18 protein-coding genes are annotated in these 22,133 nt (G+C 58.6%); 10 read left to right on the top strand and 8 right to left on the bottom strand.

Annotated elements, in window-relative coordinates:
- The first annotated feature begins 25 nt into the window (after positions 1-25).
- Positions 26-2,440, top strand: coding sequence for a TonB-dependent siderophore receptor (locus LT42_RS00290; protein ID WP_037008886.1), 2,415 nt, complete (start codon positions 26-28; stop codon positions 2,438-2,440).
- 42 nt (positions 2,441-2,482) lie between these two features.
- On the opposite strand, the gene LT42_RS00295 is transcribed toward LT42_RS00290, so the two are convergent.
- Complete coding sequence (locus tag LT42_RS00295) at positions 2,483-3,211, bottom strand: SOS response-associated peptidase family protein (RefSeq protein WP_037008889.1); 729 nt, start codon at positions 3,209-3,211, stop codon at positions 2,483-2,485.
- Positions 3,212-3,309: 98 nt separating this feature from the next.
- Here LT42_RS00295 and LT42_RS00300 point away from each other — a divergent pair, with 98 nt between their 5' ends.
- The gene (locus tag LT42_RS00300) at positions 3,310-3,750 is read left to right on the top strand and encodes a LexA family protein (protein ID WP_037008891.1); all 441 of its coding nucleotides are present in this window, start codon (positions 3,310-3,312) and stop codon (positions 3,748-3,750) included.
- Between the two features lie 129 nt (positions 3,751-3,879).
- On the opposite strand, the gene umuC is transcribed toward LT42_RS00300, so the two are convergent.
- Positions 3,880-5,160 carry a translesion error-prone DNA polymerase V subunit UmuC gene (umuC, locus tag LT42_RS00305; protein ID WP_037012691.1) on the bottom strand — a complete coding sequence of 427 codons (1,281 nt, stop codon included), beginning with the start codon at positions 5,158-5,160 and terminating at the stop codon, positions 3,880-3,882.
- A 414-nt stretch (positions 5,161-5,574) separates the two neighbouring features.
- Here umuC and LT42_RS00310 point away from each other — a divergent pair, with 414 nt between their 5' ends.
- Positions 5,575-5,805 carry a hypothetical protein gene (locus tag LT42_RS00310; RefSeq protein ID WP_037008892.1) on the top strand — a complete coding sequence of 77 codons (231 nt, stop codon included), beginning with the start codon at positions 5,575-5,577 and terminating at the stop codon, positions 5,803-5,805.
- A 170-nt stretch (positions 5,806-5,975) separates the two neighbouring features.
- On the top strand, positions 5,976-6,974 hold the full coding sequence (locus LT42_RS00315) for a bile acid:sodium symporter family protein (protein ID WP_037012692.1): 999 nt from the start codon (positions 5,976-5,978) through the stop codon (positions 6,972-6,974).
- A 566-nt stretch (positions 6,975-7,540) separates the two neighbouring features.
- On the opposite strand, the gene LT42_RS00320 is transcribed toward LT42_RS00315, so the two are convergent.
- From LT42_RS00320 to LT42_RS00340, 5 genes are all read right to left on the bottom strand, one after another.
- Complete coding sequence (locus tag LT42_RS00320; protein ID WP_037008900.1) at positions 7,541-8,173, bottom strand: hypothetical protein; 633 nt, start codon at positions 8,171-8,173, stop codon at positions 7,541-7,543.
- A gap of 25 nt (positions 8,174-8,198) precedes the next feature.
- Complete coding sequence (locus tag LT42_RS00325) at positions 8,199-8,708, bottom strand: SUKH-3 domain-containing protein (RefSeq protein WP_276209475.1); 510 nt, start codon at positions 8,706-8,708, stop codon at positions 8,199-8,201.
- Between the two features lie 120 nt (positions 8,709-8,828).
- The gene (locus LT42_RS00330) at positions 8,829-9,239 is read right to left on the bottom strand and encodes a hypothetical protein (RefSeq protein ID WP_037008902.1); all 411 of its coding nucleotides are present in this window, start codon (positions 9,237-9,239) and stop codon (positions 8,829-8,831) included.
- Positions 9,236-13,705, bottom strand: coding sequence for an RHS repeat-associated core domain-containing protein (locus tag LT42_RS00335; protein WP_276209515.1), 4,470 nt, complete (start codon positions 13,703-13,705; stop codon positions 9,236-9,238). Before LT42_RS00335 ends, LT42_RS00330 begins: the two co-directional genes overlap by 4 nt.
- A gap of 625 nt (positions 13,706-14,330) precedes the next feature.
- Positions 14,331-14,774, bottom strand: coding sequence for a hemerythrin domain-containing protein (locus LT42_RS00340; protein WP_037008903.1), 444 nt, complete (start codon positions 14,772-14,774; stop codon positions 14,331-14,333).
- 207 nt (positions 14,775-14,981) lie between these two features.
- On the opposite strand from LT42_RS00340, the gene LT42_RS00345 reads away from it, so the two are divergent.
- The 5 genes from LT42_RS00345 to LT42_RS25865 all read left to right on the top strand — a co-directional run bounded on the left by LT42_RS00345 (position 14,982) and on the right by LT42_RS25865 (position 19,559).
- Positions 14,982-15,923, top strand: coding sequence for an aliphatic sulfonate ABC transporter substrate-binding protein (locus tag LT42_RS00345; protein ID WP_037008906.1), 942 nt, complete (start codon positions 14,982-14,984; stop codon positions 15,921-15,923).
- Positions 15,924-15,937: 14 nt separating this feature from the next.
- Positions 15,938-17,263: an LLM class flavin-dependent oxidoreductase gene (locus LT42_RS00350; RefSeq protein WP_037008909.1), complete on the top strand. Its 1,326-nt coding sequence runs from the start codon at positions 15,938-15,940 to the stop codon at positions 17,261-17,263.
- A gap of 580 nt (positions 17,264-17,843) precedes the next feature.
- Entirely contained in the window at positions 17,844-18,572 is a 729-nt protein-coding gene (locus LT42_RS00355) for an alpha/beta hydrolase (RefSeq protein WP_037008912.1), read from the top strand.
- Between the two features lie 249 nt (positions 18,573-18,821).
- Positions 18,822-19,355, top strand: coding sequence for a hypothetical protein (locus LT42_RS00360; RefSeq protein WP_037008914.1), 534 nt, complete (start codon positions 18,822-18,824; stop codon positions 19,353-19,355).
- A 33-nt stretch (positions 19,356-19,388) separates the two neighbouring features.
- Positions 19,389-19,559, top strand: a complete 171-nt coding sequence (locus LT42_RS25865; RefSeq protein ID WP_160176698.1) for a hypothetical protein — start codon at positions 19,389-19,391, stop codon at positions 19,557-19,559.
- A gap of 105 nt (positions 19,560-19,664) precedes the next feature.
- Here LT42_RS25865 and LT42_RS00365 read toward each other — a convergent pair whose 3' ends face one another.
- The gene (locus LT42_RS00365) at positions 19,665-20,849 is read right to left on the bottom strand and encodes an MFS transporter (protein WP_037008917.1); all 1,185 of its coding nucleotides are present in this window, start codon (positions 20,847-20,849) and stop codon (positions 19,665-19,667) included.
- A gap of 292 nt (positions 20,850-21,141) precedes the next feature.
- On the opposite strand from LT42_RS00365, the gene ku reads away from it, so the two are divergent.
- Positions 21,142-22,062 carry a non-homologous end joining protein Ku gene (ku, locus tag LT42_RS00370; protein WP_037008921.1) on the top strand — a complete coding sequence of 307 codons (921 nt, stop codon included), beginning with the start codon at positions 21,142-21,144 and terminating at the stop codon, positions 22,060-22,062.
- The last annotated feature ends 71 nt before the right edge of the window (positions 22,063-22,133 follow it).

Genomic DNA, 22,133 nt, shown 5'->3' on the forward strand with positions numbered 1-22,133 from the left:
TCTTCGTCCTTCCAGGAAGCACCCGATGTTACGTCCCGCTTTGCCAGCCTTGACTGCGCTCGTTTCGCTTGCTTTTTCCAGCCATGCTTTCGCCACGCCGGTGCGCCTTGATCTGCCTGCCCAGCCGTTGGCGACTTCACTCGCTCAGTTGAGCAGTGCCAGCGGAATTCGGGTGGTGTTTGATCCTCAAACCGTGGCCGGCAAACAGGCGCCGACCGTGCGCGGTGAACTGGAACCGGCGCAAGCCTTGCGCCAGCTGCTGGCGGGCAGCGGCCTGACAGGCAGCGTCAACGGCAACTCGGCGCAGGTCGTTGCGGCCCAGGCAGCACAGGTGCAAGCCCCGGCCCAGGCAACAGCAACGGCAACCCAGGGTGCGGTGGCGCTGGAAGGGCTGAGCATCAATGCTGATTACGGCATTGCCGGCCTGGCCACCACTGAAAGTACCGGTTCGTACACTACGGGCTCCATGAACACGGCGACCAAGCTGCCGCTGTCCATTCGCGAGACGCCGCAGTCGGTCAGTGTGATCACCCGCCAGCGCATGGACGATCAGGGCATGAATGACCTGAACGACGTGGTCAAGTACGCGCCCGGCGTGACCCTGCACCGGACCGCATCCGATCGTCAGGAGTTTCTGGCGCGTGGCTTCAAGATCGACAACATCATGTACGACGGGCTGCCCAGCAGCATCAGTACGTACACGCAGGACGTGATTTCAGGCGCTGATCTGGCCATGTACGACCGTGTCGAAGTGGTGCGTGGTGCGACGGGCCTGATGACCGGGGCGGGCAGCCCGGCGGCGACGTTGAACCTGGTGCGCAAGCGCCCGACCGCGGTGCCGCAGGTGAGCGTGACGACCAGCGCCGGCAGTTGGGACCGTTACCGCACCGAGGTGGACGCGTCGAACAAGCTCAACGATTCCGGCACTGTCCGTGGCCGTGTGGTTGCAGCTTACGAAGACGACAAGAGCTTTTCCGATATCCGCGAGAACCAGCGCCAGACCTTTTACGGCATCCTCGAAGCCGATCTGAATGACTCAACCACGTGGACAGTCGGCGCCTCCAAGCAGCGTGACGACAACACCTCCGACTGGGGCGGCCTGCCGAGCGGTCCGAATGGCGAGGACCTGCACCTCAAGCGCTCGACGTTCCTCAGCAATGACTGGTCGTACTGGAACAAAGACAACATTATGTTCTTCACCGACGTCACTCACCGCTTCGACAACGGCTGGTCGGCCAAACTGGCAGGGCAGAAGATCTGGGCGGAAGCGGACACGTTCTCCAGCTATATATCTCCTGACAATCTGTTGGGCTTCCAGCAATACCAGGGCAAGTATCGCGACGACGACGACCAAACCAACCTCGACGCTTCACTCACGGGCCCGTTTCAGTTGTTTGGTCGCGAGCATGAAATGGTATTCGGCGTGAGCCGTCGGCAGGAAAAATTTCATCAATGGGGCGGCTGGACCGAAGGCACGCCGATCGATCTCTACAATCCGACTCATTCCGTGCCTAAGCCAGACGTGGATACCGATCGATGGGAGACCCGCAACGCCGCGACCGAGGAGGGCGTCTACGCTGCAGCGCGCCTGAACCCGATTGATCCACTGCACGTCATCCTCGGCAGCCGAGTCAGTTGGTATGACTACGACGACCGTGTGGGCGACGGCGATTATAAGGTGGTTCGCGAAGTCACCCCGTACGCAGGCATCATTTATGACCTGAACGAAACGTATTCGGCCTACGCCAGTTATACCGAAATCTTCAAACCGCAAAGCGAGATGGACGCATCACAATCCGTCCTTCAACCGATGACTGGCAAGAACTACGAGCTCGGCCTGAAGGGTGAATATTTTGACGGCGCGCTGAACGCTTCGGTGGCGCTGTTTGAAATGGAGCAGGAAAACCGCGCCTATAAGCTACCCAACCAGACGGTCTTGAACTGCCCCAACATCGATGCCGCCAGTTGCTATGGCGCAGCAGGGAAAGTTCGCAGTCGAGGAATTGATACTGAGTTGAGCGGCGCGCTGACACCGAACTGGCAGCTGTCGGCTTCGTACACCTATGTGCTCAGCCAGTTCGTCGAAGACGGCATTAAAAGCAACGAGGGCAAACTGTTTGCGCCTGAGCAACCCAAGCACCTGTTCAAAGCTGCGACCAGCTACACCTTGCCCGGCGAGTTGCACAAATGGCGCGTGGGCGCTGACGTGCTTGCCCAGAGCAAGACCTTCAACCGTGTCGGCGACGGTGAGGCCAACCAGGAAGCTTACGGTGTGGTTGGCCTGATGGCCGGTTACAAGCTGAACGAGCACTGGGATGGCCGCGTCAACGTCAACAACCTGTTCGACAAACGTTACTGGCAGGGCATCCCGACTGAGCGGGGCACAGGCGTCTATGGCGATCCGCGCAATGTCATGTTCTCGGTCAAGTGGTCGCTCTGATCACATAGGCGTTGCGCCACGTTTGACCGCCTGGCACAGCGGTCAAAGGTCTAGCGCAGTTTGACGCTCTGCCAGATCGGGCCCCTCCACGGGCTCGATCAGTCTGGCGCCGTCGTTTCGCACATTACCCACGTCCTTGCTCACCGCGTGCCAGCGAAAGTCGCTGACCGGTCGGCAGCCGTCTTGCGCGATCTGCTGCAGGCGTGACGCCGGCGTTTGCGGATCGATCCACTCCCGGGCGAGCTCCGGCGTCAGCACCAGCGGGCGGCGGTCATGGATGTCGAGCATGCCTTCATCGCTCGCTGCGGTAATGATCACAAAACCGTCGCTTTCGTTCGGCTCCAGGCCCGAGGTGACTTGCCCCAAGGCGGCGAAATACATCGGTTCATGATCCTTCAGTCGGATGAACCAGGGTTGCTTGCGCTTTGGATCGTTCGCGTCTTTCACCCATTCGAACCAGCCGTTGGCGGGTGCCAGCGCGCGACCGTTCGGCCATAAGTCCTTGAAGAATTTCCCCGTCATCACGGTCTCGACCCGCGCGTTTATCGGGTCGGGTCGTTTGCCCTTCGCCCAGAAAGGCGACCAGCCCCAACGCACCTTGTCGACGCTCAAGCCGTCAGCGACCGGGCGGATGATCTCGACGCGGGTTGTCGGCGCCACGTTGTAACGCTCGATGGGCCAGAGATCGTAGCCGTTGATCACCAACTGCTCTGGCGCAAGGGTCTTGAGGTAGTGGTCCATTGGCTCGTAAATGGAGTAGCGTCCGCACATGTGTCACCCGTCGAATTTTGCTGCTTTCAAGATTGACCGCATGCGGCTGAAAACGTTAACTGTATATACGTACAGTTATCAATCACAAGGCCAGTATCATGAGTGTCACCATCCTTGGACCGTTCTCGGCGGCGGGCGACAGGTTTCCCGTTTACGCATTCCGCATCCCGGCGGGCTTTCCGTCGCCGGCCGCCGACCACATCGAGCGGCATATCTCGCTGGACGAGCTTTTCGACATCCGCGCGCCGCATGTCTATCTGGTCAAGATCGAAGGCGACAGCATGCAGGGGGCGGGCATCTACTGCGGCGATCTGGTGATTGTCGACCGCAGTTTGTACGCCGAGCACGGCGACATCGTCATCGCTGCACTCAACACCGAGCCGGTCTGCAAACGCCTGCACATGCGTGGGAACGAGGTGATTCTCAAGTCGGAAAACAGCAAGTACCCGCCGCGCTATGTCATGGAGGGTGACGAGCTGGTGATCTGGGGCGTGGTGAAGTACAGCGTCCGCGATCACGACAAGGTGATGCATTCTTGAGGGTTGCGTTGCTTGAAGACCGTGTTCCGAAGCGCTGAAGCACCCAGGCATTACCACTGAGCCACTGAACCACTGGCCACGCAGGGCTGGAGCCCTGCGCACCGCTCAGTTGTGCAGGCGGCTAGCCCCTCATGTCGCCTTGACCGTCCACAGCTGATCAAGCCGCGTCGTATAGCTGCTGCTCATCAGGTCTCGGCGCATGGCCCATTCCGGGGCCGACGGGACGCTGGCCGAGCGCAGGGTGCCACGGCCCCAACGGCCATTTATCTCATCGAGCACTTGCATCACCTTCCCTGCGTCGGAGGGCTGGGAATGGGCGAACAGGTCATCGGTGAATTCCCCCGGCTGGCGCAAATCCATCAATAGCACTTCGGCCTTGCTGTATTTGAAGCCCGGCCGGAACAGACGATTGACCGCTTCAGTCGCAGCCTTGGTCATCAGCCGCACGTCGTTGGTGGGGTAGGGCAGCTCCACCAATGCCGCGTTGGCGTATTTGACCTCCTCGGGGTTGAACATACCGGTACGGATGCTGACCCGAATCTTTTTGCACAGCGAGTTCTGCGCTCGCAACTTTTCGGCGGCGCGCTGGGTGTAGGTGGCCACTGCTTCCTTGATCGGCTCGATGTCGGTGACCCGCGCGCCAAACATGCGGCTGCAGCAGATTTCCTGTTTCGGCGGCGTGATGTCTTCCAGCTCCAGGCACGCTGTGCCTGCCAGCTCACGGGCGGTTTTTTCGATCACGACGCTGAAGTTCTTGCGCAACGTCCACGGGTCGGCCCTGGCCAGGTCCATGGCGGTTTTGATGCCCATGCCTTCGAGGTGTGCCCGCATGCGTTTGCCGACTCCCCAGACCTCGCCGACGTCAGTGTTGCGCAGGGTCCAGTCGCGTTTGAAGGGGTCGCTGAGGTCGACGACGCCACCGGTGATGTGCGACAGCCGTTTGGCAGTGTGGTTGGCGAGCTTGGCCAGCGTTTTGGTCCGCGCGATGCCCACTCCGACCGGGATGCCGGTGCATTTGAACAGCCGCGCGCGAATGTCGCGGCCAAACTGATTCAGGTCGCCGGGGACGCCGGTGAGGTCGGCAAACGATTCGTCGATGCTATACACCTCAAGCGCTGGCACCATCGACTCGATGATCGTCATCACCCGTTCGCTGATGTCGCCGTAGAGCGCGTAATTGCTGCTGAACGCGACCACTCCGGCACGGCGCAGGTCGTCCTTGATCTGATAATACGGCGCGCCCATTTTGACGAACGGCTTGGCGTCGTAACTGCGCGCGATGACGCATCCATCGTTGTTGGACAGCACGACGATGGGCGTTCTTGCCAAATCGGGGCGGAACACCCGCTCGCAGCTGGCGTAGAAACTGTTGCAGTCGATCAACGCGAACGTGCGCTCATGCGTAAGCATGATCGGCCACGCTGACCCAAGCAGCCAGTGAACCCGGCTGCTGACGGCCGCGGGTAGTCTGTCGAGGAGCAGCGAGAATGCCCGATGCAACTGGCCGGCTCTGGGGAAGTGAAGAAAAACGTGGGAAAACGGCATTCATGATTGGCCCTCCTTTGGTTAGCTGTATGTATATACAGTTAAGCGGCTCTGTCGTGGGCGGTCAATGGGAGAGGGCATCGGGCCGACCAGCGCAGCTAACTGCATCAGCAGCCACGAATAATGATTAATGAGCGGGCGCCAGGTTGTTGGTCTGAACATTGCTACAGCCCCGTTACAGGCGGCCTCGATCACTGAAAATTGGCGCGAAGGCACTCCTGAAATTACCTTTAGTTTTGAATCGGCATGCTTTACGACGTGCATGCCCAGGAGCCAGCCATGAGTACTCTCTCGGAAATTGCAGCAAACCTTTTGAAACGTGAAGACAGTCCTGAGGACACTGTCGCCCAGGCTGGCCCGCGCGGCCCTATGGGTTGGGAACAGCTGATGATGCTCTCCCAGGAAAAAGATGTATTGAAGTGGCAAGCGGCATTGTCCCGACTGATTGCGGACAACCCCGGCCAGCGTCGAGTCACCGTGATGCGCGTCATTCAGGGCGGCATTGCCTGACTTTATTGACCTGCCGAGCCTTGGGCCGCGCTTTACCCGCGAAGGTCAAGACGCGAAGCGCCTGACAGATGTGTCCGTTAGGCGCTATTGATCGCCATATTGGCGTTAGTCGGCATCGGCGTTGCGCGTTAAAGTAGGGGCCATGTTCCTGGCACCTACGGATGACGCAGATGACCCGCCCCCGTTTTCTTCCCGACAATTTCACCCTCATGCTGATCACCGTGGTGATCATTGCCAGCTTCCTGCCCGCCACCGGCCAGGTCGCGGTCGGTTTCGGCTGGCTGACCAACATCGCCATTGCGCTGTTGTTCTTCCTGCATGGCGCCAAGCTGTCCCGGGAATCCATCATCGCCGGGGCAGGGCACTGGCGCCTGCACCTGCTGGTGTTCGGGCTGACCTTCGTGCTGTTCCCCCTGCTGGGACTGGCGCTTAAACCGGTGCTGTCGCCGTTGATCGGCAAAGACCTGTACATGGGCATCCTGTACCTCTGCGCGCTTCCGGCGACGGTACAGTCCGCCATTGCCTTCACCTCCCTGGCACGCGGCAATATTCCGGCGGCGATCTGCAGCGCAGCGGCCTCCAGCCTTTTCGGGATATTCCTGACGCCGCTGCTGGTGACGCTGCTGCTGAATGTGCATGGCGAAGGCGGCTCGACCCTCGATGCAATCGTGAAGATCAGCGTGCAACTGCTGCTCCCGTTCATTGCCGGGCAGATCACCCGCCGCTGGATTGGCGCCTGGGTTGGACGCAACAAGAACTGGCTGAAATTTGTCGATCAAGGCTCGATTTTGCTGGTGGTCTACGGCGCGTTCAGCGAAGCGGTAAACGAAGGCATCTGGCAGAAGACGCCGGTCTGGGACCTGGCAGGGCTGGTATTGGTGTGTTGCCTGCTGCTGACGCTGGTGCTGGTGGCCTCGACCCTGCTCTCCAAATTGTTCGGCTTCAACCAGGAAGACCGCATCACGATTCTCTTCTGCGGCTCAAAGAAAAGCCTGGCTACTGGTGTGCCCATGGCCCAGGTGCTGTTCGCCGGAAGCACGATCGGGCTGCTGATCCTGCCGTTGATGCTGTTCCACCAGATCCAGTTGATGGTGTGTGCGGTGCTGGCACAACGGTACGCCAAGCGGACGGAGCCGGTGGCGGAGTTGATGGCGCAGGTGGATCCTTGAGAGGGGCTTTGGTAAGTGATGCTTTGAGGAAGCCCCGGTAATTCGGGGCTTTTTGCGTTGTTGATGTACTGATTTTTCTACTAGTCTTGGGCGTTACGCCAGCTAGGGTGCGAATGCCGGCGCGTCCGTACGAGCGCCGGTTTCGCTTGGGCTGTGCAGCACACAGATACTAAGATCTGGCGGTCTCCGTAGATATCAATGTCCGCGAGCCACGCGCGAGACTCATCATGGACTTTACAAGCGCTTTCGCCATGGCTTGTTTTATTCATCGATCAGCTATGTCGTAGAGGTCGTGTCGGCTCCGAAATTGGGATAAAGGTGCTCGTCCGCGTCATCACTTTGATGGGTGGCTCGCTAGCTCTAACTTGGTCAGCTTCTCCGCAGTCCCCATGAAACAACTCAGAACGTTTGTCGCTCGGAACCGAAGCGTAGAGGTCCCTCACAACGGGGTGCTCTGCGCCAGCGCCAGCGCCTCGATTGCTGTAACCAACCTCGGAATAAACGGGTCCGTCCCCTTTAGCTCCAATCACATTCATCTGAATTGCGAAAGTGGCGCTTGAGCTCCCTCAGGTAAAGACCAGCTTTAACACGCTATCGACGAAAGTTATTTCGCCGCGACCATCGACGATAGAGTTAAACTCTTCCAGGAAATAATCCAGATTTTTCGAAATAACAAAAAACGCATCTTGCCCGTGCTCTCGAGAGATAATCGGCACTAACAGGTAGCTACAAGTTGCTTGTAGGGTTTCAAATAGTTTCTTTTCAGTTATTGGTAAGTTGTAATCTTTTAAAATTCCTGCGAGCCTGGATTCTTTAGGTTTTTCAGTGTGCCGATGCCTGCTGACTATCAGGTACTTTCTCAGGTTTCTCTCGTACGTGACGTGCTCTTCAATAAGCTTCTCAAAGTCTTCGTTTTTTGCTCTAAATAGCAATCGCGGCATGTGGCCCGAGTATTTTTCCTGCGGAGGTTGGATAGACATATTTCCCAAGTCAACCCAATAACATTTTGAGACGAGTGTGTTAATGGTTTCACGGCCCTCGCAGGATCTATCAAAACCAACAGCGCCGTCCATGCTTACAGCCATGATTATTGCGAATTGATCTTGTTTGTCTGCCGGCATCCCATTTATGTATTCGCAGGCGTAATTCTTGAAGTCCTCAAACTCTGATTGGTAGCATAATATTCGGTACTTGCTCATATTTCTTTTCTTGATGTATAAGGGGTCAGTCCTCTTTAGCTGTTGCGGTACAAAAGATCGGTATCGCGCCTGGCGTTGCGAGTTGCACCGGCTCACCGGCCTTACGCCCGAATATCAAGTTCTCCATGGCTTGAACAAAGTCCAGTCCCTCTATCCAAAGCCCGTCGTGGATGAGGCTTAAGACGTAGCAGCAACCCATTTCGTCCATCAACAGCGCGCCGTGGCCCTGATGGATTTCGGCGATGCTCACCAAGGTACTGCTTAGGCGTTGCTGCCACTCAAGAAATCCTTCGCTTCCATGCAGATGTTCAAATGTGCCAAAGGCGACATCACTGGTAGCACACTCCTCTCCTGCGCCACAGATGCCCACCTGCACCCCGGCAAGCTGTTCAAGTAGAGCGGAGGCAGGATGCTCGGGTGGAACGTAATGCGGTAGCGGTACGGTGGAAATCCTGGGCCAGCCTGCGGCAAAAAATAGTGGGCTCAGGCTTTCAGGAAGTTCGATCAGCGGGGGTAGGTTCAGTGTGCCGGTCACGATTTTACCAAGAATAGAAAAGAATAAATGGGACCGTCCCCTTTGAAGAATAAAGGTGTCCGTCCCGTTTAGCTCGCGTCCCCTTTAGCTCGAAAAATTGCCAAGCAGACGTGATTATCTTCATCGGTGGCTGATTTTTCTATCATCAAGATTCAGTCTAGCCACGCTCACTACATCTTTATCCGGATCAGCTAGCAACCTCTCTAAAATAGCGATTGGCGTTTTTCTATTTGCGGCTATCGCAACCCTGACAACATCACTAATGTCTCTAGAGAGCATTTCAAACATTGGCGGCGATAACTTTCTTTTTCTCGCGACAGATTGCCTGATAGTACTGTCATAAACGCACAATTCTTCAAGTATCTCCAGTGGCACGGTTTTGTTATGCGAAACCCACCGTCTAAAGTTTGGGTGATTGATGATGATCTCGCGCCAAACATCTATCGGAGCCTCTTCCGTGGCAGCTCTGTCATACTCACTTTTTAACTCGCTGGTTCGGAGCGCGATGAATTCTTCAGCAGAACTAATCATTTACTGTCCTTGCATTTTAAAGACCTGAAGTCAATGTTCTTTCCGATGCCACTTTTGTGCTTACTCATGTGATCACCGTAGATGTCTGCGTCGGCAACCCACGTACCAGTTTTATCGTAAACTTTCCACGCGCTCTCTCCATGACCCGTCTTATCCATCGACCACCATTGGCTCCATTTCGGGTCATAAAAGTATTTCGAATAACCTACGCCACCGACATTACCCTCACAAACCCGATCGTACCGATTGACCTCCCATTTATTTCTGCAAGCGCGTTTACAGTTTTGATTAGGCTTATCAGACTTAGGTTTTCGCCCCGGTCCAACGGTTGAACTGGCCAGACCCAGCGGATCGATCCAACCGGTAGGATTGGGCACGTAGTGATAGAGGTTTAGTCCCCCGCTGTGGCCAATCGGATCCCTGCTGATAAACCGGCCGACCCTTGGATCATAGTACCGATGCCGGTTGTAGTGCAGGCCGGTTTCGGGGTCGTGGTATTGGCCCTGGAAGCGGATCGGGTTTTTGAGGCCGACCTTTTGGGCGAAATCGGAACGCTGCTCGTGAGCTTCGCCCCATGCTTTGTACTGAGCGCTCCAGGCGGTTTCGCCGTTCTGGTCGGTGAGTTCCTGTGGCGTGCCGAGGTGGTCGCATTGGTACCAGGCGAGAACGTCAATGGGTTGTGCTGTGGGTTTGTAGGTCCACAGCGGGTCTTCTTTCCGGTTGTAACGCCCTTGATAGGTGGGTTGGCTGATCAGGCGGATGGTGGCGTGGCGGATCGCTTGAACCACCGGGACGAAGGTGCCGGGCTCGAAGAGGTAATGCACGGTGCGGCCGGTTTCGCCGGGACCTCGCGCGGGGCTGCTTTCCCATGCGAGGGTGTCGCCGTCCCAGCCGTACAGGGTGAAGCCGCAGCCCAATTCCTGTTCTTTACGGGCTTGTTCGTTTTGGTTCCAGCCGGTGCCGGCTTCGGGGCGTGGTCGGTAATGGGCTTTGGAGTGTTTGTAGAGGCGTCTTCCTAGCGGGTCGTAGGCGAAGTCGACGGTGAGGCGCGAATCCCGGAAATGCACCAAGCGATCAAAGAGGTCCCACTGCAGGTCGCTGCGGGCGGCGTTGTTCCAGCGCTGGGTCTGGTTGCCGCGTTCGTCATAGTCGTAATGGGTGCCGGCGTATTCGCGCAGCAGGTTGTCCATGAGTTTGTTGCGCGCGGGTTCCGGGTCGAGTGGTCGGCGGATGGGCGTGGTGGTGTTGAGCAGATTGCTTGCCGGGTCGAAGGCGAAGGTTTCGGTGCCCAGTCGACTGGTAGCGCTGAGCAGGCGGCTGACCGGGTCGTATTTATAAGCGAGGGCCCCGCGGCGACTGTCATTGATGTCGGTGAGCTGGCCGGCTGCGTCGTAGGTGTAAGCGCGTTTGATGAGCGTGGTTTTATCGTCTGCGCTGCCGAGCAGTTGTTCCTGCAGGCGTCCCGCAGGGTCCCATTGCTGGGTTTGCTTGAGCTGGTTGCCCTGATGCCGAGCGACTTCGCGGTGCAGATCGTCCCGCTCGTAGCTGAGCAGTTCATGGTCATCGAGCTTCATGCCGAGCAGATGGCCGCTGCCGTAGGTCAACGAACTCACGCGATGGCCGTCTGGGCGGACGGTAGCGACGCGGTTGTTCAGCACGTCGTATTCGTGCTGCCACACCGCAACCAGTGGCTTTTCCAAGCTCAGGTAGTGCTGGTGCTCGCGCACCAGATTGCCAGCCGGATCGTGGAACCATTGCAGGCAACTGGCGGCGTTGGTGGCTCTGATCAGCTGGCCGTTGCCGTCGTAGGAAAAGGTTTCGCTTTGCGATTGCTCACCAAGGGTGGCGTGGCGCTCGGTCAGCCGGCCCATCGCATCGAAGCTCAGGCCGATGGCGCGCTGGCCGTTGACGGTTTCGGCCAAGCGGCCTGTTTCGGGGTCGTAGCGGTATCGCGTCGAGCGTCCATCGAATCCGCATTCTTCCAGCAGTCGCCCGACCGGGTCGTACTGAAAATGCGCGCGGCTTTGGTTTTCGTTCTCCAGCGCGATCAAACGACCGAGTTTGTCCCAGCGATAGCGCAGGGTCTGTTCGGCGGCGTCGGTGCGTTCGGCGATGAAGCCGGCGGTGGTGTAGCGCCAGGTGGTGCAGCGTTCGAGACCATCGGAGTGGGCGAGCAGGCGACCTTCGGCGTCGCGGCTAAAGCGTTCTTCCGTTTTATCAGGGTGCTTGGTCAGCACCAACTGGCCTAGCTCGTAGGAATATTCAGTTTTGTGTCCAGCGGCGTCGGTAAAACGAAAGAGCTGTCCGCGTTCGTCGTACTCCCAAGTGCTGGTTTTTCCAGAACAGTCCACATACTTCAGCAATTGCCCGGCGTCGTTGTACGCCAAGGTCTTAGTGTTGCCGTTGGCGTCCTTGATCGCCGTAGTAAGCCCGAACGGGTTGTAGGCGTATTCGGTGGCGTTCTCCAGTGGATCAACCGCTTCGACCAGATTGCCCTTGTCGTCGTAATCCCTTTTCCATAACCCGCCTTCGCCGTCACTGATTTTGATCAGCTGACTTTTGTCGTCGTAGGCATAGTTCATCACGCTGTGGTCAGCGCGGGTGTGTTCGGTCAGGTTGCTCAGGCGGTCATAGCGGTAGCGGTCGGTCGTGCCGTCGGTATGGACGTGGCGAATGATGTTCTTGGCGTCGTCCCGAAAGAACCATTCCGAGCGCCCGTCGGCGTGGCGAATGCGGTAGGTGTAACCGAGGCTGTCGTAGAAGTGCTGGGTCTCTTGGCCAAGAGCATCGGTAACGACGGTGAGGCGGATGTTTTTGTCCCAAGACAGCCGCGTATCGAAGCTGCCGTCGTCTGCCCATTCGCGCACAGCCTTGGCGTCGGCGCCTGAACCTTGCCACTGCAGACTCATGCCGCGATGGGTGCGGTCGGTGTAGCGGGTGATCAGATGGTTTTTGTATTGATAGCGCCACGCCGAACCGTTCTCGTCTTGAGCAAGCGTCAGGTCGCCTTCAGCGTCATATTCGTACGCACACAGCTGCCGTTTCACCTCACCGTCGCGGATTTCCCAAAAACCGGTCAGGTGTCCGTAATCGTCAATCTGAGTGCCGAGGCGCAGATGGACTTTGCTGACATCGTTTTCGGAATAAGTAGCCACCTCGGAGAACACCGCCTGCTCCCCATACCGATGCTCGTAATGCAGCATTGCCCCGGCGCCGCTTCGCAAAACGATGTTGATGAGGACAAAACGCTCACCCCGACGGACGTAGGTTTCCCGGCGCTCAAACCCTCGGCACAGCACCAGCGTGTCGTTGCTGACGCGGATCAGCGTGAGATTTTCGATGGCGTTGTAGTGAACCAGCTTGACCTTGGGCAGGGTGAACTCATGGCTGCGCCCGTCGGCGTCATGGAACAGCAAGCCATCGTCCACGCAGTCAAACCGTGTGGTAAATGGTGTGATCCAGCGTGCGCCCATGGCCCCCTTGTCGTAGGCACCCAGACTTGAGCAGTACGTTCGGGTCCACTCAACAGGAAACGGCCCCGGCAGACTGAAATCGGTGTGCGCGACCGATTCCGACCCCATCGCAAAGTTAATGCTGCGAATCGTCGAGTCGCACACGCAGTTTTTCTTCGGGTTGGGCCGGCCTTTGGCAGCGGCTTCATGCTGGACAACGCCCAGTCTGCCTTCACCCCCACGACGCTTGGCCTGACTGACCAACCCCGGTTTGATACTGACCGACTGCCCATGACCGTTACGCGAGCGCCAACTGGCCACCGCGCCAGCCAGAGTCATCAGCAACGCGCCAATGGAGTGCTCAGCCGCAGGATCCGCCAAGCCAGCAATCTGGCCCCGAAGCTCTGCACCCATGGCCCGCAAAGATGCCGCCTGCCTGAGCACTTCTTCTTTCAGCGTAGTGGGCACCAAATGGTCCACAACGCTATTAACCGCCCCCTTACCAGCAGCGATGTACACATCGGCCGCCGCCACGAAGATGTTGCCGATCGCCGCCGCGGGGTCGTAAGCCCACTGATCGCCAGCCGCCTGGACCAACTGCTCCGCTTCCAGCAAATTAGCCTGGGCATCGAGATCGCCGTTGACCAGCGTCTCCAGACCCTGGGCGATCTGGCACAGCATTTCTTCGCCGAGCTTCCCTGCGTCATCCAGAATGCCGCCCAGCCGGGCCTGCGCCTGGGTCACGAAGTCATCCAGCGTGCCGACGATGTCGGCATTCAGATGCCCGATCAGCACTTCGACCAGCCCGTCACCCGACACCAACTTTCCGGCCTGGCGCATCTCCTGACGCACCAGAAACAGCATCGGCCGCAGGGTCATGCGTGCCGCCGCCATGGTCGGTGGGAACGGCAGCACACCAATCAGATTGATGCCCAGGCTCACCCAGTCCAGCGGATCGCGCTGTTCGCTGCTCGACAGCCTGACGATGTCGTTTAGCGCATCCACCAGCGCCATGATGTTGCCCACGACAGGCAGCGCGCCTGCAGCGGTCTTGATCCTGTCCAGCGTCACGACGCCGCCGCTGATCTCCTGCAGCCAGGCATCGACGTTGGCCGCGCCCAGCCCGACGTCTTCCAGCTGGATCTGATCAAGGGGAACGATGGCGACTTGAGGGGGACGTGTTTCGCCCGTAGCAGGCTGGGGTGCGGGGGTTGCCAAGGATGCTCTCCGTGCTCGAAAACCGATCCGGCAGGCGTGAATGCCTGCCGGGGGGCGACGGAGATATCAAGGGATGTGCCAGAAAGAATTTATTCACTGTAAATCAATGGCTTAAAGCCAAATTTAAGGCATGTCAGCGAACATCAAGACGGGGTTATAAAACAAAGTGCGCAGCATCTTGCGCACCTGCGCGCAGCTATTAACGAGTCCATGCGCAACTCGCCAAGCACGCCACTTCCAAGCCAGTCCGTGCCAGAGCAAAGCATCACAGTGTGCAGCTTCTTACGCACCATCCCAACGTCGCTGATATCCCGCTCCCCGGAACGGACCAGACATTCAACACACCCCTGCGACATCCGGCACCTCAAAAAACAGGCATAAAAAAGCCCCGACGAATCGGGGCTTCCTGAAACCAGGAACGTCAGGCTTCAGCCAGCTGCTCTTCATATTCTTTCTGATACTCAACGGCGAGGGACTGCTTCTGCTTGTCGTCCAGCAGTTTCCCGGCCGCCTGAAAAAACTTTTGTTCTTCTTCCTTGAGATGGTGATGAACCTTCTCCGACAGCTTCTTGGCCGTCGCCAGCCATGACGGGCTGGACATCTCGGTCTCGTCGAGCTCTTCCATCATCTCGTCCATTTCATGGTGCTCCGAAATGGCATGGCGGCTGAGATCGACGCCGTTGTCGTGCTGCATCAAGGGAATATAGAAAAAGCGCTCTTCAGCGGTTTCATGGGCCTGGAGCTCGGCTTTCAGCTGCTTGTAAGCCTCGACACGCTCCTCGCTCGCACCGTGGGTCTGGATCAGGGCGTCGGCATAGCCGCGTTGCCGTTCATGGCTCTCTCTCAGCGCTTCAAAAATGTTCACGGTAATTCCTCGGTTCGGCTACGCACAGTTGTGCTCATCCCTAGACCTGCCGTCGCTTCAGCCGTTCCGTTGTGCGCCGGGAATAAGCATAGAGCTATACGTTTCTTTCATAACCTGAAAAGGTTTTTATAATGAAAGCGAATTACTCAGCCTGGGCTCATGCTTTTCAGCGCTGAGCACCGCCGTCCCGTACCTTTAAGGATCGTCATGTCCCTGCGAAACGTCATTGCGGCCGCTGCGCTAATGCTGGCCACTGTCAACGCCCACGCCGAGCAAGTCATCAACATCGGGTATCAACGGTCTTCCACGCTCTGGATCCTGCTCAAGAATGACGGCCAGCTGGAGGAACGGCTAAAGCCTCTGGGCTTTACGGTCAGCTGGCATGAGTTCAGCAGCGGTCTGTTGAGCGCGATGAATGCCGGCAGCGTGGACTTGCATGCCGACGTTGCCGACGCGTTCGCCTTGTTCACTCAAGCGGCAAATGCGCCCCTGACCTATTACGCCCGTGAGAATCCTTCCCCTACCGCGCAGGCGATCATCGTCGCCGACGGCTCACCGATTCGCAGCGTGGCCGAACTCAAGGGCAAAACCGTCGCCGTCTCGAAAGGCTCGGGCAGCCATTTTCTGTTGATATCGGCGCTGAAAAAAGCCGGACTGACGCTCAAGGACATCACCCCGGTTTATCTGGAGGCACCAGACGGTGTGGCGGCGTTTGCCAGCGGCAAAGTCGACGCCTGGGCGATATGGGACCCGTTCCTGGCAACTCAGCAGCGTGAACACCATGTTCGGGTCCTGACCGACGGCACCGGCGGCATCGCCAATTACAACCGCTTCTATGTGGCCAATACGAGCTTCGCCAAAGCGCACCCCGAGGTCCTGCAGGTGGTGTTCGACACCCTGCGTCAGGCCGGGCAATGGGTGAAAGGTCATCCGCAAGAAGCGGCGGCGAACCTGGCGCCGCTGTGGGGCAACATCCCGACGCAAACCGTTGAACTGGCCAACAGCCGGCGCAGCTACGACATCGTGCCGGTCCACGTGGATGAGTTGGCAGAACAGCAGCGCATTGCCGACTTTTATTACGAAGCAGGCATGATCCCAAAACCCCTCCATGCGTCCGACATCTCCGTCTGGACGCCGCAGGCCCATTGAGTCAGGAGCGCGATATGAGTCGTCACATTCATCTGTCGGCGTTTCTGCTGACCGGGCCGGTCGTTCACAGCCATGCCGTCTGGCGCCACCCTGAAACAGTGGGCAATTACCTTGATCCCGAGTACTACGCCCGCACGGCGCGCGTGGTGGAGGAGGGGTTATTCGACTTTCTGTTCTTTGCCGATCGTCTGGCGGTGGGCGACCAGATGGGCGGCTCTCGCGACGTGGCCCTGCGTTATGGCGCGCAGGACGCCACGCGCCTGGACCCGTTGCCGATTCTGTCGTATCTGGTCGGCCAGACCCGCAAGCTGGGCCTGGGCGCGACCCGGTCGACCACCTACTACGAGCCGGCGCACATCGCCCGCGAGTTCGCGACTCTGGATCATCTGTCCAGAGGTCGCGCTGCCTGGAACATCGTCACGTCAATGAACGACAGCGAAGGGCGATTGTTTGGTAAAGACAAGCATCTTGAGCATGACCTGCGCTATGACCGCGCCGACGAGTTCGTCGAAGTGGCCCTCAAGTTGTGGCGCAGTTGGGCGCCGGATGCGTTGAAGCTGGACCGGGAAAGCGGTGTGCTGGCCGACCCTTCAAAGATCACGTCGGTGCAGCATCACGGTGAGTGGTTCAAAGTCGAAGGCCCGTTGAACATCCCGCGCACGCCCCAGGGTCGCCCGGTGCTGATTCAGGCGGGCTCATCGGGTCGTGGGCGGCGTTTCGGCGCGCGTTGGGCGGAGGCGATTTTCACCATTCACCCGCACCTCAAGGCGATGCAGGCGTTCCGCGAGGACGTACGGAATCAAGTGGTGCAGCAAGGCCGCGCCGCCGACAGCTGCAAAGTGTTGACGGCAGTGATGCCGTTCATTGGTGGCAGCGAAGCCGAAGCCCGAGCCAAGCGCGACCGGCACAACGCTTTGGCGCGTCCGGAACTGGGGCTGGTTACTTTGGCGTCCCAGTTGAACGTGGATCTGTCGCCGTTTCCCCTGTCAGCGACGCTGGCAGAGATCGCCCGCTCGCCGTTGATTCCGCCAGCCGCAGCCGAGAAGTTGTTGATGCAGGGGCCTGACACCACCCTTGAAGCGCTGGGAAGGATTTTCGCCAGCAGTGTGCGTGTGCCGCAATTGGTCGGCACCGGCGCGCAGATTGCCGATCAGTTGGCAGAGATATTTACTCTGGGCGGTTGCGACGGGTTTGTGATTTCACCGGCGTACCTGCCAGGGTCTTTCAGTGAGTTTGTTGAAAGCGTGATCCCGCATCTGCAACGCAAAGGGCTGTTTCGCACCGCGTATGAAGGCTCGACCTTGCGAGAGCATTTAGGGCTGGAGGCGTTGGCGCCCTGACCGCTGTAAACCGCTGAACATTTCCTCGCGAGGGTGGAGTGTCAGCCAATTGATACGTTGCAGGTGGAACGCAATCGCGGGCAAGCGCGCTCCTACAATGGGTATCGGTGTCAGGTGACATGTGCGGCACTCACAAAATCTGTAGGTGTCGGCTTGCTGGCAAAGGCGTCGGACCATTTGATGCCGATGCCGATGCCGATGCCGATGCCGATACCGATACCGATGCAGGTGGAAGGCAGTTGCTCGCGATGGTGGAGTGTCAGCCTATCGATTTATTGCGGACAAAACGCAATCGCGGGCAAGCGCGCTCCTACAGTGGATATCGGTGTCAGCTCACATGTGCGGCATTCAGAAAATCCGTAGGAGCCGGCTTGCTGGCGAAGGCGTCGGTACGGCTGGCATCAATGCCGCTCACCACGGTGGCAAACGCGCCGACTACCCCACATCGAGCCGGCGGGACGGTCGGGAAATTCACCTGCTGTACAGCCCGCCGACAGCTTTGCCCGATCACTGACGGGCTGACATTCGCGACATGCTGCGTATGATGGGGCCGACGTTTTTCGCAAAAAGGCTCGCCCCGATGATGAAGTTTTTCGCCGCACTGTTGTGCATGTTTACCGGCCTGGCCCATGCAGAGCCGGCACTGCTCACCGACCTTGCGCTGCCCTACCTGGCGGCGGCGCCCGCTGAAACCACAAACAAGCCTCTGGTGATCTTTCTGCACGGTTATGGCAGCGACGAGCGTGATCTGCTCGACATCAAGAACGACCTCTCGCCGGACTACACCTACTTGTCAGTGCGCGCCCCTCAAGAAGTCGACGGTGGCGGTTACAAGTGGTTCACCCAGGACACCGATCAAGCCGAGTACGAAGGCGTGACCAGCGATGTCGACAAAAGCACTGATCTGCTGCGCACGTTCATCCAGCAAGCGACCGAGAAGTACCGCACTCAGCCCGAAAAGGTGGTGCTGGTTGGCTTCAGTCAAGGCGCGATGATGACCTACCAGATCGGCCTGCAATACCCGGAGTTGGTGCATGGCATCGCGCCGCTAAGCGGCAAAATTCTCGCGGCGCTCCATTCACGGCTCAAGCCCGACGAGCGCCTGAAGCCGTTGAAGGTGTTCATCGGTCACGGTTCCGCTGACACCCGTGTTGCGTATTCGGGTGCGACCGACGCGCGGGCGGTGCTTGAGAATCTGCTGATCGTCCCGGAGTTTCATTCCTACGCCGGGGCAGGGCACACCATCACGACGGCTGAGGTCGCGGATTTGAAACGCTGGCTGGAAGGTCAACTGCAAACGAAGCAGTGAGGGATTTGACGCAAGGTACGGAGGGAGTTTGCGGCGCCAGGGTGATTGACCGAAAGGCGGTGACTTCCATCGCAAACAGGCGAGGTGGCGGGTTTTCCGGATCAAGGTCTTTCCAGGGCGCACGGGTAAAAGCCCGCTCACGGAGGGTTGATCGTTCAACGGGTTAATTCGGTCTCGATAGATATGTACCGCAGGCTGATCTGATGCTTTCGCCATTATTCGCTGCCCCGGGTTTGGGCGAATAGGGCAATGAGAAAATACCGAAAGGACACCAATCTGCGTGATCAGATCGCTAAATCGGAGGCGCGCCAGCAGATCACTTACGCAGTTGCCAACTCGCTTGCGCTAAATACGCTTGGCATTGATGGAGGTTCAGTACGCTTTGCGCCGATAGATTCAGCCGCGATAGCGATCAGTCACGGCTGGCATGGAAGCTTCTATCCTTGGGAGGACGTACCAGGCTGGACACGCAAGGACACCAGAGGGCTTGACCTCGCTCTGTGGCATGCGGACGAGCTTTGCGGTCTATGTTATGCAACGCCGCGAAGAAGCCGATTGCGGATCAAGGTCATCCTGCTCGAGGGTCAGCCGAACGCCAGCCATCCCCTAAAAGGGCTAGTGGCCCGATTAATGGTTCTAGCAGTAGGGGTTTACGCAAGGATGCTGGGTTGTGATGTCATCCAGATTGAAAGCCCTGAGCCAGCTGTAGTGAGTTATTACCAGAGGTTGGGTTTTCAGTTCGATGCGGATGGCTGCCTTGTTATTTCGGCGGGTCGTTCCTAATATGAGTTTCACGACGAGAGCAAGGAGATGCTCATGAGCATAAGTAAACGCAGAGCAAAACTGCAATCCATCGCTGAATTCCGTGCCGAAGCGCGCAAGCGTGCTACGGAAATCATCCCGTCTCAAATGCACTTCCTGTGTGTTGCGCTCGATATTGAAAGAGCGCTTGAACCGGTCGGCCCTATGGCAGGGTCCAGGGTGTAACGCTTCAAATTAGAAGAACCGCCGGCATCGGTGGTTCTTTTTTTGGGCTGCCATCAGCGCGTCAAGCCCACGGCCTGAAGATGCTTTCGGTACCGTACTCCGTTTTCAGGGCCGTGAATTCTTTAGAAACACGCACAACGCCAACACCGGAAACACGCTCCCCACGGCCACGATCCACGTCCAGCCACCATGGTCGTACAGGGCGCTGGCAATCACCGAGCCAATGGCGCCGCCCATAAAGATGCTGGTCATGTACAGGGCGTTGAGCCGGCTGCGGCTCTTGCCGTCCAGGGCGTAGACCGCGCGTTGACCCAGCACCATGTTCATCTGGACGCAGAAGTCCAGCACCACGCCGGTAACGGCCATGCCGATCACCGCGTAGGCCGGTGCGATGAGGCTTGGCAGAAAGCTCAGCGCGGCGAACAGCATCGCGCACAGGCTGGCGATGCGGGTGTGACCGGCATCGGCAAGGCGTCCGGCGATGGGCGCAGCGATGGCGCCAATCGCGCCGACCAGGGCGAAGAGGGCGATCTGGCTTTGCGACAGCCCGTGGTTGCGTGCCAGTTCCAGCGGCACGGCAGTCCAGAACAGGCTGAATGTGGCGAACAGGCAGGCCTGATAAAACGCCCGCTGGCGCAGCACCGGTTGCCTGCGCAGCAACGTCCACAACGACTTGAGCAGTTGGCCGTAGGTGGCGCTGTGGGCCGGTTGATGCCGGGGAATGGTCGTCGCCAGTACCACGCTGATGATCAGCATCACCGCCGCCGCCGTGCCGAACACTGCGCGCCAGCCGAAGTGGTCAGCGATGAGGCTGGCAGCGGGCCGGGCCAGCAAAATTCCCAGTAACAGACCGCCCATGATGCTGCCGACCACGCGGCCGCGGGTTTCTTCCGGCGCGAGGTTGGCGGCCAGCGGCACCAGAATCTGCACCGCCACCGAGCTGAAACCGACCAGCAGCGAGGCGATCAGGAACAGGTTGGGCGTTTGCGCAAAGGCCGCGCTGAGCAGGCTGAGCAGGGCGACGCCGGTGGTGACGATCATCAGGCGGCGGTTTTCCAGCAAATCCCCCAGCGGCACGAGGAAGAACAGGCCGAGGGCATAGCCGATCTGGGTCAGCGACACGATGAAGCTGGCGAGCGTGGGCGACAGGCCGATGTCCGGCGCGATCAGGCCAATGATCGGCTGGGCGTAATACAGGTTGGCAACGATCGCGCCGCAGCAGAAGGCGAACAGCATCGCCAGCCCCTTGGTCATCGTGGTGCCGTGGCTTGCAGAAGGAGTGGCGGTCATGCGGATACCCGGAGAGATCGCGCGCCTGACAGAAAGGGCTCTGGTGCGGCATGCGGAAAAGAGTGGCGCGAGGTTAACGCTTTTTCGTTGCGTTAAGAAGGGCTGGACAAGGAATAGCGCAGCGTTGATCGGCGCGGCATAAAGCCCGATGCCATGCCCGTACCCAGCCGGGCAGCCCGCGCCCATTTGTATTGATGCAAACGACGCTCCGGTCGCCCGGCCGAAACTTTTAGCCTTGGGCTTCGGTCACTTCTTACACATCTCCCTATCTACTCCCATCGGAAATAAAACTATGCCTCGGGCAATCTGGAAAGGCGCGATCAGTTTCGGTCTGGTGCATATTCCTGTGGCGCTGGTGTCGGCGACCTCGCGCCAAGGCGTCGACTTCGACTGGCTGGACAAGCGCAGCATGGATCCGGTCGGCTACAAGCGCATCAACAAGGTCTCCGGCAAGGAGATCAATAAAGAAAATATCGTCAAGGGCGTCCAGTACGAGAAAGGCCGCTACGTGGTCATCAGCGAAGAAGAGATTCGCTCGGCGCACCCCAAATCGACCCAGACCATCGATATTTTCGGTTTTGTCGACAGCGACCAGATTCCGCTCCAGCACATTGATACGCCTTACTTTCTGGCCCCCGACAAGCGCGGCGAAAAGGTCTATGCGCTGCTGCGACAGGCATTGGTGGACACCGGCAAAGTGGCGCTGGCCCATGTGGTCATTCGCACCAGCCAGCACCTGGCCGCCGTGATGCCGCTGGAATCGGCGATTGTGCTCGTGCTGCTGCGCTGGCCTTCGGAAGTGCGCGGGCTCGACAGCCTCGAACTGCCCAAGGAAGCCACCGACGTCAAGCTCAGCAAGAGTGAACTGGACATGGCCAAGCGCCTGATCAAGGACATGAGCACCGAGTGGGCGCCGGAGGCCGAGGAGTACCGCGATACGTTTCAGGACCAGATCATGGCGTTGGTCGAGACCAAGGCGCGCGAAGGAAAAATCGAGAACGTCGAGACCGACGCGGGTGATACCGAGCGTAAGTCGGCAGATGTCATCGATTTGACCGAGTTGCTTAAACGCAGCCTGGGCAGTCGTGGCGGCGCGAGCAAAGCGCCTGCAAAAGCCAAACCGGCGAGCAAGGGCAAGGCAGCTGCCTCGGACGACGCACCCGTTGCAAAACGCCGTGCCCCTGCCCGGAAGAAGACCACCAAGGCGTCCTGATGGCAGGGCGTTTTGCAGAGCGTTGTGTTGCAGAGTCTTGTTTTGCAACGTTCTGTCTTGCAAAGATCCAA

Origin of the sequence: Pseudomonas lutea (assembly GCF_000759445.1) — a bacterium.
Lineage (GTDB): Bacteria > Pseudomonadota > Gammaproteobacteria > Pseudomonadales > Pseudomonadaceae > Aquipseudomonas > Aquipseudomonas lutea.